Below are 15,882 nucleotides of genomic sequence, written 5' to 3'. Positions count from 1 at the left end.
GTGCCAAGACACAGGCCACGTAGAAGGACAAGCATGTTTACATTCCTGCTGAAACGGTTCTATCAGGCCGTGATAGTGATGTTCGTCATCAGCCTGGTCGCCTTCTCCATCCAGGACAACCTGGGGGATCCGCTGCGCGAGCTGGTGGGACAATCCGTCTCCGAGTCCGTGCGCCAGGAGCTGCGCGACAAGATGGGACTCAATGATCCCTTCCTCGTGAAATACAGCCGCTTCTTGAAGAACGCGGTACACGGGGATCTGGGCACTTCCTATTTCTTCAAGCGACCAGCCCTCGAGGTTATCCTCGACAAGCTGGTGGCTACCCTTGAGCTGGTGTTTGCCGCCGCGCTCATCATCGTCGTGGTCTCCATTCCGCTGGGGGTTTATTCGGCGATAAGACCGCGCAGTTTCCTGACCAAGCTCATCATGGCGGTGAGCAGCATCGGCATCTCGATCCCGGTCTTCCTGACCGCCATCATGCTGATGTACCTCTTCTCCATCCAGCTGGGCTGGCTGCCGGCCTATGGCCGTGGCGAGACTTACAACCTGCTGGGCTGGGAGTCGGGATTCTTTACCTGGGACGGTATCCTGCACCTGGTGCTGCCTGCGGTCTCCCTCTCGTCCATCATGCTGCCGCTGTTCATCCGGCTGGTGCGCTCGGAGATGCTGGAGCAGCTCTCCTCCGAGTACGTCAAGTTTGCCCGTGCCAAGGGGCTGGACAACAACAAGGTCTACTACCAGCACGCCCTGAAGAACACCATGCTGCCGGTCATCACGGTGGGCGGTGTGCAGATCGGGACCATGGTGGCCTACACCATCTTGACCGAGAGCGTGTTCCAGTGGCCGGGGACCGGCTTCCTCTTCCTTGAGGCGATCCACCGGGTCGATACGCCCCTCATCACCGCCTACGTCATCTTCGTGGGCCTGATCTTCGTGGTGACCAATACCCTGGTCGACCTGCTCTACGGGTTGATCAACCCGACCGTCAACCTGACCGCCAAGGGGTAACAGATGACTAATGCTGTAACTGCAAGCCCAAGCCGTTGGGCACGCTTCAAAAATTCCGACATCGTCTACTACTTCCTGCGGGACAAGGTAGCCATGTTCAGCTTTGCGGTGTTTGTGGTCTTCGTGCTGGCGGCCCTGCTGGCACCCTGGATCGCACCGCACAACGTCTATGACCAGACCAGCTTCGATCTGATGGATGCGGAGCTGCCCCCCTCCTGGCTGGAAGGGGGCGAGGCCCGCTTCTGGCTCGGGACCGACAACCAGGGACGCGACATCTGGAGCACCATCCTCTATGGCGCCCGCATCTCCCTGACCATTGGTCTGTTCGCGGTGGGGCTGCAGCTGGTGCTCGGTATCGTCATCGGTCTGATGGCCGGTTACTTTGGTGGTCGCATCGACAACCTGCTGATGCGCTTTGCCGATGTGCAGCTGTCGTTCTCCACCATGATGGTGGCGATCATCATCTCCGCCATCTTCCAGGCGACCTTTGGCTCCGAGTTCTACTCGAAGTTCGCCATCCTGATGCTGGTGGTGATCATCGGTATCGCCGAGTGGCCCCAGTATGCCCGGACGGTACGCGCCTCCGTGCTGGCGGAGAAGAAGAAGGAGTATGTGGAAGCAGCTCAGGTGATGGGGTTCCGCGCCCCGCGCATCATGTTCCGCCACATTCTGCCGAACTGCCTGTCCCCCATCCTGGTCATCTCTACCGTGCAGGTGGCGAACGCCATCATGAGCGAGGCTGCCCTCTCCTTCCTGGGTCTGGGGATGCCGGTGGATCAACCGTCCCTGGGGTCGCTCATCAGTGTGGGCTTCAACTATATCTTCTCCGGATCCTGGTGGATCACCGCCTTCCCGGGCCTCTGCCTGGTGGTGCTGGTGCTGGTGATCAACCTGCTGGGTGACTGGCTGCGGGATGTGTTCAACCCGAAGATCTACAAGGGCTGATAAACCTATCCACGAACTGGCTGCGAGGCCGTGATCAAGGTTCATGTGCTGCTCACTTATGTGGAATCAGGAGTGCTCATGTATGTCTCGGTTCCTGAGCGGCTTGTAACCTTGTTGACGGCCTTCTCGCGACAGTGTGTGAGCAGGTTTGGTCTGGCACAGTGAATAACAAAAAAAGGGCGCCATCAGGCGCCCTTTTTATTGCTTGCAATAACCCTTGTCAGGCCTGCAGCCAGCTCTCGATGCGGGTCTGAATGCCCACGCTGTCCAGCCCCAGCAGGGCGTAGATCTCATCCTGGGTGCCCTGCTCGATGAAGCGGTCCGGCAGGCCGAGGTTGAGCACGGGTTTGCACTGCTTGCAGCCCATCAGCAGCTCGTTCACCGCAGAGCCTGCACCGCCCATGATGGCGTTGTCCTCGAGGGTGACGAACTGATCGTGGGAGGCGGCCAGAGAGAGCACCAGCGCCTCGTCCATGGGTTTGACGAAGCGCATGTCCACCAGGGTGGCATCCAGCGCCTCGGCGGCTGCTCTGGCCTGTTGCAGCAGGGTGCCGAACGCCAGGATGGCGGTCCCCTTGCCCTCGCGAACCACACGTCCCTTGCCGAGGGGCAGGGCCTGCATCTCGCTCTCGGCCTGGATACCGGTGCCGCTGCCACGGGGGTAGCGCACCGCCGCTGGCCCGTTGCACAGATAGCCGGTGTAGAGCATCTGACGGCACTCGTTCTCGTCGGACGGGGTCATCACCACCATGTTGGGCACGGTGCGCAGGAAGCTGATGTCGAACGCCCCCTGATGGGTCGGGCCGTCGGCCCCCACCAGACCGGCCCGGTCGATGGCGAACAGCACCGGCAGGTTCTGCAGCGCCACGTCGTGGATAAGCTGGTCATAGGCCCGCTGCAGGAAGCTCGAATAGATGGCGACCACGGGTTTCTGGTCGGCGATGGCGAGACCGGCGGCGAAGGTGACCGCATGTTGCTCGGCGATGGCCACGTCGAAGTAGCGATCCGGATATTGCTGGCTGAATTTCACCAGACCGGAGCCTTCGCGCATGGCGGGGGTGATGCCGACCACGCGCTCGTCCTTGGCGGCGATGTCGCACAGCCACTGACCGAAGATGGCGGAGAAGGTGGGTTTGCCACCGGCGCTCTTGGGCAGGGCACAGTCATCCGGGTTGAATTTGGGGACGGCGTGATAACCGATGGGATCTTTTTCCGCCGGCTCGTAGCCCTTGCCCTTCTTGGTCTTGACGTGCAGCAGTTGGGGACCCTTGAGGTTGCGCATGTTGCGCAGGGTTTCGACCAGGGCATGGATGTCGTGACCGTCGATGGGGCCGATGTAGTTGAAGCCGAACTCCTCGAACAGAGTGCCGGGTACCACCATGCCCTTGAGGTGCTCCTCGGCCCGCTTGGCGAGCTCCTTGACCGGCGGCAGACCCGCCAGCACCTTCTTGCCCCCCTCGCGAATGGTGGTGTAGAGCTTGCCGGACATCAGCCTGGCGAGGTGATTGTTCAGGGCCCCCACGTTCTCGGAGATGGACATCTCGTTGTCGTTGAGCACCACCAGCATGTCCTTGTGGACGTCGCCGGCGTGATTGAGGGCCTCGAAGGCCATGCCGGCGGTGATGGCGCCATCACCGATGACCGCGACCACCTTGCGGCCAAGCCCTTCACTTTCGGCCGCCACCGCCATACCGAGCGCTGCCCCGATGGAGGTGCTGGAGTGGCCCACGCTGAGCACGTCGTACTCGCTCTCTTCCCGCCAGGGGAAGGGGTGCAGGCCATCTTTCTGGCGAATGGTGTGAATGCGTTCCCGTCGTCCGGTCAGGATCTTGTGGGGATAGGCCTGGTGGCCTACGTCCCACACCAGTCGATCGAAGGGGGTGTTGTAGACATAGTGCAGGGCGACCGTCAGCTCGACAGTGCCAAGGCCGGAGGCGAAGTGGCCGCTGGAGCGGCTCACCGAGCGCAGCAGATACTCGCGCAGCTCGTTGCACACCACGGGCAGCCGCTCGAAGGGGAGGGATCGCAAATCGACCGGCGTGTCCGCGAGGGCCAGGTTGGGAAAATCGCTAATATCAACGCTCATATTGTTACTGTTATCCAGCGTTTAGTGGGTTCGCTCGATGATGTAATCGGCAAACGCTTCCAGAATGTCGGTATTGTAGGGCAAGGATTGCAGGGCTGTTAAGGCCTTGTCATGCAGTTCGCGAGCCAGCTCACGGGCATTGTCGAGTCCGAGCAGGGCCGGATAGGTACTCTTTTCCAGCGCCAGATCCGAGCCTTGCGGCTTGCCCAGGGTGGCGGTATCGCCCGTGATGTCGAGGATGTCGTCCTGCACCTGGAAGGCGAGTCCGATGGCGGCGGCATAGGCTTGCAGGGCGGTGAGGGTGACGGGTTCCACGTCAGCCTTGCACAGGGCGCCGAGGGTCACGGCGCACTCGATGAGGGCCCCGGTCTTGTGGCGGTGCACTTGCTCCAGCTCGGCGAGGCTGATCCGGCGCCCTTCGGCGTCCAGATCCAGTGCCTGACCGCCGCACATGCCGAGATAGCCGGACGCGCGGGCCAGGGCACTCAGCATCCGCACCCGGTTGGCCATCAATGTATCGGGCATGGGGTGGTCGGCCAGAATGGAAAACGCCAGGGTCTGCAGGGCATCGCCTGCCAGGATGGCTGTGCCTTCATCGAAGGCCTTGTGTACGGTGGGCTGACCACGACGCAGGTCGTCGTCGTCCATGGCGGGCAGGTCGTCGTGCAGGAGGGAGTATGCGTGAATGCACTCCACGGCGGCGGCGGGGCCATCCAGCAGTTCGCTCTTGACGCCCAGCATCTCGCCGACGGCATAGACCAGGAAGGGGCGCACCCGTTTTCCACCGAGCAGCAGGCCGTATTTCATCGCGTCCCGCAGACGTGGCGCCATGGCGGGCAGGGCGTCAAGCTGTGCCGAGAGGCAGTCGTCGATGCGGCGCCGATGCAGGCGGGAGAAATCGTCCAGGGTCACTCACTCCTCTCCTTGTTCTGCTCGAAAGGGGACCGCTTGCTCGCTGCCATCGGCCTGGGTCAGGAGGATCTGGATCTTCTGCTCGGCCTGTTCCAGCTTCTGCTGGCCGGCGCGCACCAGATGGATGCCCTGTTCGAATTGTTTGAGTGCCTCCTCGAGGGGGAGCGAGCCCTGTTCGAGTTGATGCACTATGGTTTCCAGCTCTTCCAGGGTGGCATCAAAACTCAGACGGTCGATTTTTTTACTGGCCATGTCCATCCTCGGGGATTGAAAAAAACGGCTCATCTTAACATCGACCGGCCACAGGGGGGAGGCAGAAAAACGCGGCGTCCTCAAACTATCCTGACCCTGGCCGATAAGAACGGGCATGCAACCACGCAGTGCCGATCGGCGATTGCGGTGTGCCGGACTTGCTGCCGGGGACGCAATAGCAGAAAATTCAATGCAATATAATGAGACGGCACGTTCGGCGACAGGAGTAGGGATGTGGATTTAGGGAGTCTGATAGGCTTAGTGCTGGGGTTCGGGGTCGTAGTGTACGGCATGTTGCTGGGCGGCCCCATGAGCATGTATGTGGACATGCCATCGGTCTACATCACCATACTGGGGTCCGTGTTCATCTGCATGATGAAATTCAACCTCGGTCAGTTTCTGATGGCCTTCAAGGTCGCGGGCAAGGCCTTCATGTACAAGGGGGACAAGCTCGACGATCTCATCACCAAGGCGGTGGAACTGGCGGATGCGGCCCGCAAGGGGGGCTTTCTGGCCCTGGAGGCGGCGGAGATCCCCAATACCTTCATGAAGAAGGGCATCGACATGCTGGTGGACGGCCATGATGCCGACGTGGTGCGTGCGGTGATGGAGAAGGACATCGAACTGACGTCCGAGCGTCACGCCACGACCATCAAGGTGTTCCGCTCCCTGGGGGATCTCGGTCCGGCCATGGGCATGATCGGTACCCTGGTGGGGCTGGTGGCCATGCTGGCCAACATGAGCGACCCCAAATCCATCGGTCCGGCCATGGCGGTGGCCTTGCTGACGACCCTGTATGGCGCCATCGAGGCCAACATGATTGCCATCCCCATCGCTGACAAGCTGGAACTGCGCAGCGGCGAGGAACAGTTGAGTCGTACCCTGATCCTCGACGCCATCATGGGGATCCAGGATGGACAGAACCCGAGGGTGATCCAGGCCATGTTGCAGAACTACCTGAATCAGTCCAAACGCAACAACGGGACCGAATAGGAGCGCACAGATGGCAAAGTGCAAGTGCCCGCCTCCCGGATTGCCCGGTTACATGGGAACCTTCGCGGATCTCATGTCTCTGCTGATGTGCTTCTTCGTGCTCTTGCTCTCCTTTGCCGAGATGGATGTGCAGAAGTTCAAGCAGATCGCCGGTTCCATGGAGAAGGCGTTCGGGGTGCAGAACATCCTGGAGGTCAAGGATATCCCCAAGGGAACCTCCGTCATCGCCCAGGAGTTTCGTCCTGGTCGCCCCGAGCCGACGCCTATTGACACCATCATGCAGCAGACCATCGACATGACCCAGACCGAGCTGGATTTCCAGCCTGGGGATGCGGACAAGGCGGGTGGACATGACAAGACCGAAGGCCAGCAGAGCGGTGGCGATACCGCCCAGGAGGCCCAGAAGGCGCAGGAACAGTCCAACACCCTGGCCAAGGCACTGGCGGAGCAGATGCAGGCCCAGATCCAGGATGGGGCCATCGAAATAGAGGCGCTGGGTCAGCAGATCATCATTCGCATTCGCGAGAAAGCGGCGTTCCCGGCGGGATCCGCCTTCCTGCAACCCCAGTTCTGGCCGGTGATCCGCAAGGTGGCTGCGCTGCTCAAGGATGTGCCGGGGGAGATCACCGTCTCCGGCCACACCGACAATGTGGCCACCGAGGACGAGTTGTTCCAGTCCAACTGGGAGCTTTCATCCCAGCGGGCGGTGGCGGTTGCCCACCAGATGATCAAGGTGCCCGGTTTTGACGGCAATCGTCTGGTGGTGCAAGGGATGGCGGATTCCCAGCCGCTGGTGCCCAACAACAGCCCGGAGAATCGGCGCATGAACCGACGTGTCGAGATCGCCATCATGCAGGGCAAACCGACGGTGTCGGCTCCGCTTGGCGTCTCGGAATCCAAGTAACGCTGGCCCAAAGCGGGATCCCGCTCGCAGGGGCTGACATGGATTTTGTGGCGGCTTCATATTAAGATGCCCCATCCGAACCGACAGCTGCGGCTCTCTTTTGATTGCCGCAGCTTCTCTTTATAAAGCAACCCAGGTTTCGACTATGAATCATACTCCGATGACTGTTCGCGGCGCTGAAAAGCTGCGTCAAGAGCTCGATTATCTCAAGACCGAGCTGCGTCCCCAGATTATCGAAGCGATTGCTGATGCCCGTGAACATGGCGATCTGAAAGAAAATGCCGAATACCATGCCGCCCGCGAGCAGCAGGGTTTCTGTGAAGGCCGCATTCAGGAAATCGAAGGCAAGCTCTCCAATGCCCAGATTATCGATGTCACCAAGATTGCCAACAATGGCCGTGTCATCTTCGGCGCAACCGTGACCCTGCTCAAAAGTGAAACGGAAGAGGAAGTGATCTACCGCATCGTGGGAGACGACGAGGCGGACATCAAGCAGAACATGATTTCCGTGAACTCCCCCATTGCCCGCGCCCTGATCGGCAAGGAAGTGGATGACGTTGCCATCGTCAAGACGCCGGGTGGCGATGTGGAGTACGAGATCCTGGAAGTTGCCTATCTCTGATTGAACGTCGGGGAAAGAGACAGGGGAGCCGGGCTCCCCTGTTGTCTTTAGTCACCCTGATAGGCCTGGACGAAGGCGTCCTGGTGGCGCTGGAAGAGCCAGTCCCGCAATTGTTCCTGATCCTCCTTGCCCAGCCGGAACTGGACGGCCCAGTCATGGTGATGTTGATTGGCATCCACGTGCCTGATGAGGGTGCCTGTCATGGCCAGGGGAGGGAGACCCTCGATGCGAAGGTATCCGCCAAGTGGATCTCCCTTGGCAGAGGAGTCCGGCAAGCCGGCCACGATGAGACCGCCAAGGGAGAGGCTGTATACCTCGTACTCCGCGTCTTCGGTGCAGAGCACGGCCTTTTCGTCGAGTCGCCAGGCGCGCAGATGGGGCGAACCCAGCTCGGTAATGGTCGGCGCGGCGATGCGCAGCTCGGCGTGGCCCTCTTCTGCCTGGGTGCAGTGGAGCGGGAAACGCAATTGGTAGCCGGCGATGCGGGCTTCGAGTGTCAGAGGCTTGGCTCGCTGCAACAGGCTTTGGAGAGGAAGGGGCAGGGTGCCGCGCAGGTATTGGCTGGTGGCAATGTCTTCATCGTTTCCCAGGTCCCGCAGCATGGCCAGTTCTTCATCGGTGAGGAGCTGATGCTTGTCCATAGTGGGTGTCCACGGCTATTCATCGCAGGTTAAGGGCCTGGCAACTATTTTGGCAAGCGACTTGGGAAGAAGGGAAATGAAGGAAAGAGCGAATGCTCTTTCCTGTTACTTGCGCGGCAACTGGATCTTGGGCTCTTTGGCCTGACGGTAGATGGTCAGTACATGGCCCATGCTCTGTACCTTGATGGCGCCGGTCTCGCGAACGATGGCATCCATCACCAGCTGTTTCATCTCACGATCTTCAGACGCAACCTTAACCTTGATCAGCTCGTGGTGGTTCAGGGCCAGATCGATCTCGGCCAGCACCCCTTCGGTCAGACCGTGTTGTCCCAGCAGGACGACCGGCTTCAGACTGTGGGCCAGGCCCTTGAGGTACTGTTTCTGTTTATTGTTGAGAATCATGGCAATTTCTTCATAAGTCAGGGTTGAAAGGGGCGTATTCTACCCCCACTTAGCCCTTAATACTAATAACCCTTGTGGTTTTTTAAAGTCGACAATCATGACCCAGAAAAAACGTTCCCCCAGTTCAACCCGCTGGTTAAAAGAACATTTCGACGACCAATACGTCAAGAAAGCCCAGAAGTTGGGACTGCGCTCTCGCGCCGTTTTCAAGATCGACGAGATCCAGGGCAAAGACCGGCTGCTCAAGCCGGGGATGACGGTAGTGGACCTGGGGGCTGCTCCCGGTGGCTGGTCCCAATTTGCCATCGACCAGGTCGGTGACAAGGGGCGCGTCATTGCGTGTGATATTTTGCCGATGGATTCCATTGCCGGTGTCGATTTCCTGCAAGGGGACTTTCGGGAGGAAACTGTACTCGGCGCCTTGCTGGAGCGAGTCGGCCCCGACAAGGTAGATGTCGTCATGTCCGACATGGCGCCCAACATGAGCGGTACCCAGCAGGTGGATCAAGCCCGTGCCATGTACCTGGTGGAACTGGCGCTGGACATGTGCAATCAGGTCCTTAGCAGTAATGGCAGTTTTGTAGTCAAGGTGTTCCAGGGGGAGGGGTTTGATGCCTATCTCAATGAAATACGTAGACTTTTCTCTGTCGTCAAGATTCGAAAACCAGACTCGTCCCGTGCCCGTTCACGAGAAGTCTACATTGTGGCTACCGGTTTTAAACTGTAGTACCCTAACCCTCATCGTTAACTGTCAGTCTGCGAGGTCATTGATTTGAGTGACATGGCGAAAAACCTAATCCTGTGGCTGGTCATCGCCGTCGTGCTGATGTCGGTGTTCAATAGCTTCAGCCCCAGCGATACCACCAGTCGCCAGCTGGACTATTCCAGCTTCGTGAAAGAAGTGACCCAGGAGCAGATCCGTGAAGTGCGGATGGATGGCAAGGTCATCAATGGCGTCAAGCGCACCGGTGAACGTTTCACCACCATCATTCCTGCGCCGGATCCCCAACTGCTCAACGACATGCTCAACCATAACGTCAAGGTGATGGGTGAGAAGCCGGAAGAACCGTCCCTGATCACGTCCATCTTCATCTCCTGGTTCCCGATGCTGTTGCTGATCGGTGTCTGGGTCTTCTTCATGCGTCAGATGCAGGGCGGCGGCGGCAAGGGTGCCATGTCGTTCGGCAAGAGCAAGGCTCGCCTGATGAGCGAAGATCAGATCAAGACTACCTTCGCCGACGTAGCCGGTTGTGACGAGGCAAAGGAAGAGGTCAAGGAGTTGGTCGACTATCTGCGTGACCCGACCAAATTCCAGAAGCTGGGTGGCAAGATCCCGACTGGCGTCCTGTTGGTAGGTCCTCCCGGTACCGGTAAGACCCTGCTGGCCAAAGCCATTGCAGGCGAGGCCAAGGTGCCGTTCTTCACCATTTCAGGTTCGGACTTCGTGGAAATGTTCGTGGGTGTCGGTGCCTCCCGTGTGCGTGACATGTTCGAACAGGCCAAGAAATCCTCCCCCTGCATCATCTTCATTGATGAGATCGATGCGGTCGGTCGCCAGCGTGGCGCCGGTCTGGGTGGTGGTCACGACGAACGTGAGCAGACCCTGAACCAGATGCTGGTTGAAATGGATGGTTTTGAAGGCAATGAGGGCATCATCGTCATCGCCGCCACCAACCGTCCCGACGTACTGGATCCTGCTCTGCTGCGTCCAGGTCGTTTCGACCGCCAGGTCGTGGTCGGCTTGCCGGATGTTCGCGGTCGTGAGCAGATCCTGAAAGTGCACATGCGCAAGGTACCGCTGGCGGATGACGTCAATCCGGCGCTGATTGCCCGTGGTACCCCTGGTTTCTCCGGTGCCGATCTGGCCAACCTGGTGAACGAGGCTGCCCTCTTCTCTGCTCGCGAGAGCCGCCGAGTGGTCTCCATGCTGGAGTTCGAAAAGGCGAAGGACAAGATCATGATGGGGGCGGAACGTCGCTCCATGGTGATGAAAGAGTCCGAGAAGGAGATGACGGCCTATCACGAAGCGGGTCACGCCATCATTGGTCGCGTGGTGCCGGATCATGACCCTGTCTACAAGGTCTCCATCATTCCGCGCGGCCGTGCGCTGGGTGTGACCATGTACCTGCCGGAGCAGGATCGCTGGAGCCACTCCAAGCAGCATCTGGAGTCCATGATCTCCAGCCTGTATGGCGGTCGTCTGGCGGAAGAGTTGATCTACGGTGCCGAGAAGGTATCGACCGGTGCATCCAACGACATCGAACGTGCGACCGACATCGCCCGCAAGATGGTCACCCAGTGGGGCATGTCCGAGCGTCTCGGCCCCATGCTTTACGCAGAAGAGGATGGTGAAGTCTTCCTCGGCCGTAGTATGGCCAAGGCCAAGCACATGTCTGACGATACCGCCCGCATCATCGATGCAGAGGTCAAGCAGGTCATCGATCGCAACTACGATCGTGCCAAGCAGATCCTGCTGGACAACATGGATGTGCTGCACACCATGAAAGATGCGCTGATGAAATACGAAACCATCGATGCCAAGCAGATCGATGATCTGATGGCTCGCCGCGAGGTCCGTGCTCCCAGCAACTGGCATGATGAGCACGGCGACACCCCGCAAGGTGGTGCCAGCGTGAACAACGGGCCGGAGGCCAAGGCGCCGGCTGAAGAGGGCAATGCACCTCTGAGCGACATCGACAAGGCGAACGATGTCCCGGCCAAATAAGTTGCCATGATACAAACCCCGGGCTTGCCCGGGGTTTTTCTTTGCACGAAGAGTTTGCCGCTCTTGTTGGAGGTAGTTGAAGCAATGCAGTTAATCAGCAAGGGACGTACCCTTTCTCTCGACCGTCCCCATGTCATGGGCATTCTCAATGTGACGCCGGACTCCTTTTCAGATGGTGGCCGCTTCAAGCAGATCGATCTGGCGTTGGGTCATGCCCGCGACATGGTGGCCGATGGGGCCACCCTTATCGATATAGGTGGCGAGTCGACCCGCCCGGGCGCCCCCGACGTGAGCGAGCAGGAGGAGCTGGACAGGGTCATCCCCGTGGTGGAGCGCATGGTCTCCGAGCTGGATGTGATGATCTCCCTCGATACCTCAAAGGCGATTGTCATGCGGGAGGGTTGTGCTGCAGGTGGTCACCTCATCAATGATGTCCGCGCCCTGCAAGAGCCGGGAGCGCTGGGCGCGGCGGCCGAGGCTGGCGTACCGGTATGCCTCATGCACATGCAGGGGCAGCCCCGTACCATGCAGGTGGAGCCGCACTATGACGATTTGCTGGGGGAGGTGAGAGCCTTCTTTGACGAGCGGATTGCCGCTTGTCTGGGGGCTGGTATCCCGCGTGAGCATCTGGTACTGGATCCAGGCTATGGCTTTGGCAAGACGCTGGCGCACAACTATCAGCTGCTGGCCCAGCAGGCGTCACTGCTCGATTACCAACTTCCGCTCTTGGTGGGCATGTCACGAAAGTCTATGATAGGCAACCTGCTTGACCGCCCGGTAGCCGAGCGGTTGGCTGGTAGTCTGGCCTGTGCCCTGATCGGGTTGCAACATGGCGCCAGGATCATCCGGGTGCACGACGTGCGGGCCACCATGGATGTCTTGCGTACAGGCTGGATGACCATGACGGGACAAGATTTCATATCCAAATAGAAAAACGAGAAACAGACAATGACCAGAAAGTACTTCGGCACCGACGGCGTGCGCGGCAAGGTGGGTGAATACCCGATCACCCCGGATTTCGTCATGAAACTGGGCTGGGCCGCCGGCAAGGTGCTCTCCAAGAAAGGGACCAAGAAGGTGCTGATCGGCAAGGATACCCGTATCTCCGGTTATATGCTGGAGTCGGCACTGGAGGCGGGGCTCTCCGCCGCCGGTCTCAAAGCCATACTGATGGGACCCATGCCCACCCCGGCGGTTGCCTACCTGACTCGCACCTTCCGTGCCGAAGCCGGCATCGTCATCAGTGCATCCCACAACCCCTATTACGACAACGGCATCAAGTTCTTCTCCGCCGACGGCACCAAGCTGCCCGATGATGTCGAGCTGGCCATCGAAGCCGAGCTAGACAACGAACTCAAGTGCGTGGAGTCCGCGGAGCTTGGCAAGGCGCAGCGCATCGATGATGCGGCTGGTCGCTACATCGAATTCTGCAAGAGCACCTTCCCCTCCAATCTGAGCCTGGAAGGGCTGAAAATGGTGGTGGATTGCGGTCATGGTGCCACCTACCACATCGCCCCTTCCGTCTTCCGCGAGCTGGGTGCCGAAGTCATCGCCATCGGCTGCAGCCCGGATGGGCTCAACATCAATGACGGCGTCGGTTCCACCGCACCGGAGGCGCTGGCCGCCAAGGTCCAGGAATGCAAGGCAGATCTCGGCGTCGCCTTCGACGGTGATGGCGACCGTCTGGTGATGGTGGACAGTACTGGTTACATCATCGACGGGGATGAGATCCTCTACATCATCGCCCGGGATGCCCTGCGCCATGGCCGCCTCAAGGGTGGTGTGGTGGGCACCCTGATGGCTAACATGGGGTTGGAGCTGGCACTTCAGACCCTGGGCATCCCCTTTGCCCGTGCCAAGGTGGGTGACCGCTACGTGCTTGAGATGATGAACGAGAAGGGCTGGCGCATCGGGGGCGAAAACTCCGGTCACATCATCTGCCTGGATCAGACCACCACGGGGGATGGTATCGTCGCCGCTCTGCAGGTGCTGACGGCCATGCGCAGTGCCGAGATGCCGCTGGCCAAATTGCGTTCGGGCATGAGCAAGTTCCCGCAAGTGCTGGTCAATGTGCGCTTCGCCGAAGGCAAGGATCCGCTGACCTCCAGTGCCGTTCAGCAGGAAGTGGCGGCAGTGGAGCAGGAACTGGCCGGCCGTGGCCGGGTGCTGCTGCGCAAATCCGGCACCGAGCCCCTGATTCGGGTCATGGTCGAAGGTGAACACGAACAGCAGGTGCGCGATATGGCAGAGCGCATCGCCAAACAGGTCGAGTCGGCGTTTTAATGAACAACCAAGGCGGCTTTTTAGTCGCCTTGGTTGTATCTTGTTCAAACGATTCGAAAATTTGAAAATAGCACTTGTCAGCTGAGCATCCTCTGGATATTATCAGCCCCGCTTTCGCAAGGGAGTTGCCGATGGGACATCGCAAGCCGTTTGTAGCAGCCAACTGGAAGTTACACGGTAGTAGGTCGCAGTTAGAGCAGTTTACGAGTCAGTGCACAGAGCGCATTGATGAAGACGTAGATGTGGTCTTGTGTCCATCCCATGTGCATCTCGGTTTCACAGCCGAACTGCTCGGTGAGCAGGGAAGAGTGAAGCTGGGGGCTCAGAACGTGAGCCAGCACAGACAGGGCGCTTATACGGGTGAAATCTCGTGTGAGATGCTGGTCGAGGCAGGTTGCCGATATGTACTTGTTGGCCACTCCGAGCGCAGGCGTCTCTTTGGTGAGACCAGTTTTATCGTCGCAGAGAAGTTTGCGGCAGTCAGAGCAGCAGGTCTGATACCCATACTTTGTCTGGGTGAGTCAGGCGCGGCGAGGCAGGCAAGAAGAACCTTTGAGGTGATTGCCGAGGAACTGGACATCGTCATAGAGAAAAATGGCGCGATGGCTTTCGATAATGCTATCATCGCCTACGAGCCAATCTGGGCTGTAGGTACAGGTAAATGCGCCACACCCGAGCAGGCACAAGAGGTTCATTCCTTTATTCGCAGTCGCTTGGCGGAGGATACTCCGGTAATAGGTGAGAAAGTCAGAATCATCTATGGTGGGAGCGTGACACCGGCCAATGCACAAGATTTGTTTGCGCAGCCCGATATTGATGGCGGTCTGATAGGCAGGGCAAGTCTTGATGGCGAGGCGTTTTTAGGAATAGTTGAAGCGGCAAAGGGTGCAAGTTAAATGTACGAGATTCTTTTGGTCGTTTATCTGCTGGTATCGCTGGCTCTGATCGGTCTGGTGATGATTCAGCAAGGTAAAGGGGCTGATATGGGCGCCTCCTTCGGCGCAGGGGCATCGAATACAGTGTTCGGCTCCGGTGGTTCAGGCAGCTTCCTGACCCGCACAACAGCGATTTTGGCTACTCTGTTTTTCTTGATTAGTCTGGTTCTGGGTTCCATGTCCAGCAACAAGGTCAAACAGGGTAGTGAATGGGAAAATCTGCAACAGACTCAACAAGTTGAGCAGAGCAAAGCGCCAGTGAAGAAAGATACTGACGTTCCCGAATAAGAGTTTTGCCGTGGTGGTGGAATTGGTAGACACGCTATCTTGAGGGGGTAGTGCTCTAGGGTGTGCGGGTTCGAGTCCCGCCCACGGCACCAATTAAGCAGTGAACCCGGGTAACCGGGATGTTATAGCCGCTGAGTCTTGTCTCACGAGAGTGAAGTGGCTATAATCTCGCACGATTTCGGACGCGGGGTGGAGCAGCATGGTAGCTCGTCGGGCTCATAACCCGAAGGTCGTCGGTTCAAATCCGGCCCCCGCAACCAAATTTCACGCATTTCCTACGCTCAGGAAGGCGGTCGCTGCGAGGCGACAATCAGGGTAAAGCGCCAAGCCCCGATTTGACATCGGGGCTTTTTGTTATGTGCAATTTACTCTGAATCTATTTCTATCTGGGCTATATGCCCTTTTTTCGTTTTTCGGAGGGTGACTTTGGCTACGTTGGAACAACGTTTGACCGATCTGCTCGAGGCTCCGGTCGTTGCCTTGGGTTTTGAACTGTGGGGTATCGAGTTTATCCGTGCGGGTAAGCACTCGACCTTGCGCGTTTTCATCGACTCGGAGCAAGGCGTGACGGTGGAAGACTGTGCCGAGGTGAGCCGCCAGGTCGGCGCCATCATGGATGTCGAAGATCCCATCACCGAGGAGTACTACCTTGAGGTGTCTTCCCCGGGTCTGGATCGTCCACTGTTCAAGGTCGCCCAGTTCGAAAAATACGTTGGCCAGGAGGCGGCGGTAACGCTTCGGATGGCAACAAACAACCGCCGCAAGTTCAAAGGCGTAATCAAAGCCGTGCAGGGGGACATGATCACTCTGACGGTAGATGGTAAGGACGAGGTGTTGGCTTTCACCAATATCCAAAAAGCGAACATAGTGCCGAACTTTGGTTAAC

Annotated in this window: 17 protein-coding genes and 2 tRNA genes; 14 read left to right on the top strand and 5 right to left on the bottom strand. The window is 58.8% G+C overall.

Annotation, left to right across the window (positions count from 1 at the left end; all coding sequences use genetic code 11):
- Positions 1-33: 33 nt before the first annotated feature.
- Both AB5Y50_RS20375 and AB5Y50_RS20370 read left to right on the top strand, forming a co-directional pair.
- Positions 34-1,008, top strand: a complete 975-nt coding sequence (locus AB5Y50_RS20375; protein WP_010675385.1) for an ABC transporter permease — start codon at positions 34-36, stop codon at positions 1,006-1,008.
- 3 nt (positions 1,009-1,011) lie between these two features.
- Entirely contained in the window at positions 1,012-1,953 is a 942-nt protein-coding gene (locus AB5Y50_RS20370) for an ABC transporter permease (RefSeq protein ID WP_029314771.1), read from the top strand.
- A 220-nt stretch (positions 1,954-2,173) separates the two neighbouring features.
- Here the strand turns inward: AB5Y50_RS20370 and dxs are convergent, their stop codons facing one another.
- The 3 genes from dxs to xseB are packed head-to-tail and all read right to left on the bottom strand — an operon-like array spanning position 2,174 to position 5,203.
- Positions 2,174-4,039 carry a 1-deoxy-D-xylulose-5-phosphate synthase gene (dxs, locus tag AB5Y50_RS20365; protein ID WP_043153238.1) on the bottom strand — a complete coding sequence of 622 codons (1,866 nt, stop codon included), beginning with the start codon at positions 4,037-4,039 and terminating at the stop codon, positions 2,174-2,176.
- A 21-nt stretch (positions 4,040-4,060) separates the two neighbouring features.
- Positions 4,061-4,951 carry a (2E,6E)-farnesyl diphosphate synthase gene (gene ispA / locus AB5Y50_RS20360; RefSeq protein ID WP_180911419.1) on the bottom strand — a complete coding sequence of 297 codons (891 nt, stop codon included), beginning with the start codon at positions 4,949-4,951 and terminating at the stop codon, positions 4,061-4,063.
- Positions 4,952-5,203 carry an exodeoxyribonuclease VII small subunit gene (gene xseB, locus AB5Y50_RS20355; RefSeq protein ID WP_010675381.1) on the bottom strand — a complete coding sequence of 84 codons (252 nt, stop codon included), beginning with the start codon at positions 5,201-5,203 and terminating at the stop codon, positions 4,952-4,954.
- Positions 5,204-5,437: 234 nt separating this feature from the next.
- On the opposite strand from xseB, the gene pomA reads away from it, so the two are divergent.
- The 3 genes from pomA (at position 5,438) to greA (ending at position 7,722) form a co-directional block, all read left to right on the top strand.
- Positions 5,438-6,196: a flagellar motor protein PomA gene (pomA, locus tag AB5Y50_RS20350; RefSeq protein ID WP_368163231.1), complete on the top strand. Its 759-nt coding sequence runs from the start codon at positions 5,438-5,440 to the stop codon at positions 6,194-6,196.
- Positions 6,197-6,206: 10 nt separating this feature from the next.
- Entirely contained in the window at positions 6,207-7,100 is an 894-nt protein-coding gene (locus AB5Y50_RS20345; protein ID WP_042878323.1) for a flagellar motor protein MotB, read from the top strand.
- A 145-nt stretch (positions 7,101-7,245) separates the two neighbouring features.
- Positions 7,246-7,722: a transcription elongation factor GreA gene (greA, locus tag AB5Y50_RS20340; RefSeq protein ID WP_045525791.1), complete on the top strand. Its 477-nt coding sequence runs from the start codon at positions 7,246-7,248 to the stop codon at positions 7,720-7,722.
- Between the two features lie 47 nt (positions 7,723-7,769).
- On the opposite strand, the gene AB5Y50_RS20335 is transcribed toward greA, so the two are convergent.
- Positions 7,770-8,363, bottom strand: coding sequence for a PilZ domain-containing protein (locus AB5Y50_RS20335; RefSeq protein WP_180911421.1), 594 nt, complete (start codon positions 8,361-8,363; stop codon positions 7,770-7,772).
- Between the two features lie 105 nt (positions 8,364-8,468).
- Entirely contained in the window at positions 8,469-8,765 is a 297-nt protein-coding gene (gene yhbY / locus AB5Y50_RS20330) for a ribosome assembly RNA-binding protein YhbY (protein WP_010675376.1), read from the bottom strand.
- Between the two features lie 97 nt (positions 8,766-8,862).
- Here yhbY and rlmE point away from each other — a divergent pair, with 97 nt between their 5' ends.
- The 9 genes from rlmE to rimP all read left to right on the top strand — a co-directional run bounded on the left by rlmE (position 8,863) and on the right by rimP (position 15,881).
- Positions 8,863-9,492 carry a 23S rRNA (uridine(2552)-2'-O)-methyltransferase RlmE gene (gene rlmE / locus AB5Y50_RS20325; RefSeq protein WP_010675375.1) on the top strand — a complete coding sequence of 210 codons (630 nt, stop codon included), beginning with the start codon at positions 8,863-8,865 and terminating at the stop codon, positions 9,490-9,492.
- 45 nt (positions 9,493-9,537) lie between these two features.
- The gene (gene ftsH, locus AB5Y50_RS20320; protein WP_042865085.1) at positions 9,538-11,490 is read left to right on the top strand and encodes an ATP-dependent zinc metalloprotease FtsH; all 1,953 of its coding nucleotides are present in this window, start codon (positions 9,538-9,540) and stop codon (positions 11,488-11,490) included.
- Between the two features lie 84 nt (positions 11,491-11,574).
- Positions 11,575-12,420, top strand: a complete 846-nt coding sequence (gene folP / locus AB5Y50_RS20315) for a dihydropteroate synthase (RefSeq protein ID WP_113977507.1) — start codon at positions 11,575-11,577, stop codon at positions 12,418-12,420.
- A gap of 18 nt (positions 12,421-12,438) precedes the next feature.
- Positions 12,439-13,773, top strand: coding sequence for a phosphoglucosamine mutase (glmM, locus tag AB5Y50_RS20310; protein WP_039040289.1), 1,335 nt, complete (start codon positions 12,439-12,441; stop codon positions 13,771-13,773).
- Positions 13,774-13,904: 131 nt separating this feature from the next.
- A complete protein-coding gene (gene tpiA / locus AB5Y50_RS20305) occupies positions 13,905-14,669 on the top strand; it encodes a triose-phosphate isomerase (protein ID WP_104452435.1) in 765 nt (254 codons plus the stop codon).
- Entirely contained in the window at positions 14,670-14,996 is a 327-nt protein-coding gene (gene secG / locus AB5Y50_RS20300) for a preprotein translocase subunit SecG (protein ID WP_010633113.1), read from the top strand.
- Positions 14,997-15,003: 7 nt separating this feature from the next.
- Positions 15,004-15,088: transfer RNA gene (locus tag AB5Y50_RS20295), tRNA-Leu, on the top strand.
- A gap of 91 nt (positions 15,089-15,179) precedes the next feature.
- Positions 15,180-15,256: transfer RNA gene (locus AB5Y50_RS20290), tRNA-Met, on the top strand.
- Between the two features lie 166 nt (positions 15,257-15,422).
- Positions 15,423-15,881, top strand: a complete 459-nt coding sequence (rimP, locus tag AB5Y50_RS20285; protein WP_010675370.1) for a ribosome maturation factor RimP — start codon at positions 15,423-15,425, stop codon at positions 15,879-15,881.
- Position 15,882 lies beyond the last annotated feature (1 nt).

Origin of the sequence: Aeromonas sp. s6, assembly GCF_040907815.1 — a bacterium.
Classification (GTDB): Bacteria; Pseudomonadota; Gammaproteobacteria; order Enterobacterales; family Aeromonadaceae; genus Aeromonas; species Aeromonas caviae.
The sequence above is the reverse complement of the archived record's forward strand: the minus strand, read 5'-3'. Positions and strand labels throughout refer to the sequence as shown.

What these genes read in the sequence shown, in the direction of transcription:
- greA (WP_045525791.1), top strand. Translation starts at nt 7,246, where the DNA reads ATGAATCATACTCCGATGACTGTTCGCGGCGCTGAAAAGCTGCGTCAA.
- dxs (WP_043153238.1), bottom strand. Translation starts at nt 4,039, where the DNA reads ATGAGCGTTGATATTAGCGATTTTCCCAACCTGGCCCTCGCGGACACG.
- AB5Y50_RS20335 (WP_180911421.1), bottom strand. Translation starts at nt 8,363, where the DNA reads ATGGACAAGCATCAGCTCCTCACCGATGAAGAACTGGCCATGCTGCGG.
- xseB (WP_010675381.1), bottom strand. Translation starts at nt 5,203, where the DNA reads ATGGCCAGTAAAAAAATCGACCGTCTGAGTTTTGATGCCACCCTGGAA.
- folP (WP_113977507.1), top strand. Translation starts at nt 11,575, where the DNA reads ATGCAGTTAATCAGCAAGGGACGTACCCTTTCTCTCGACCGTCCCCAT.
- yhbY (WP_010675376.1), bottom strand. Translation starts at nt 8,765, where the DNA reads ATGATTCTCAACAATAAACAGAAACAGTACCTCAAGGGCCTGGCCCAC.
- glmM (WP_039040289.1), top strand. Translation starts at nt 12,439, where the DNA reads ATGACCAGAAAGTACTTCGGCACCGACGGCGTGCGCGGCAAGGTGGGT.
- AB5Y50_RS20370 (WP_029314771.1), top strand. Translation starts at nt 1,012, where the DNA reads ATGACTAATGCTGTAACTGCAAGCCCAAGCCGTTGGGCACGCTTCAAA.
- secG (WP_010633113.1), top strand. Translation starts at nt 14,670, where the DNA reads ATGTACGAGATTCTTTTGGTCGTTTATCTGCTGGTATCGCTGGCTCTG.
- rlmE (WP_010675375.1), top strand. Translation starts at nt 8,863, where the DNA reads ATGACCCAGAAAAAACGTTCCCCCAGTTCAACCCGCTGGTTAAAAGAA.
- tpiA (WP_104452435.1), top strand. Translation starts at nt 13,905, where the DNA reads ATGGGACATCGCAAGCCGTTTGTAGCAGCCAACTGGAAGTTACACGGT.
- AB5Y50_RS20375 (WP_010675385.1), top strand. Translation starts at nt 34, where the DNA reads ATGTTTACATTCCTGCTGAAACGGTTCTATCAGGCCGTGATAGTGATG.
- AB5Y50_RS20345 (WP_042878323.1), top strand. Translation starts at nt 6,207, where the DNA reads ATGGCAAAGTGCAAGTGCCCGCCTCCCGGATTGCCCGGTTACATGGGA.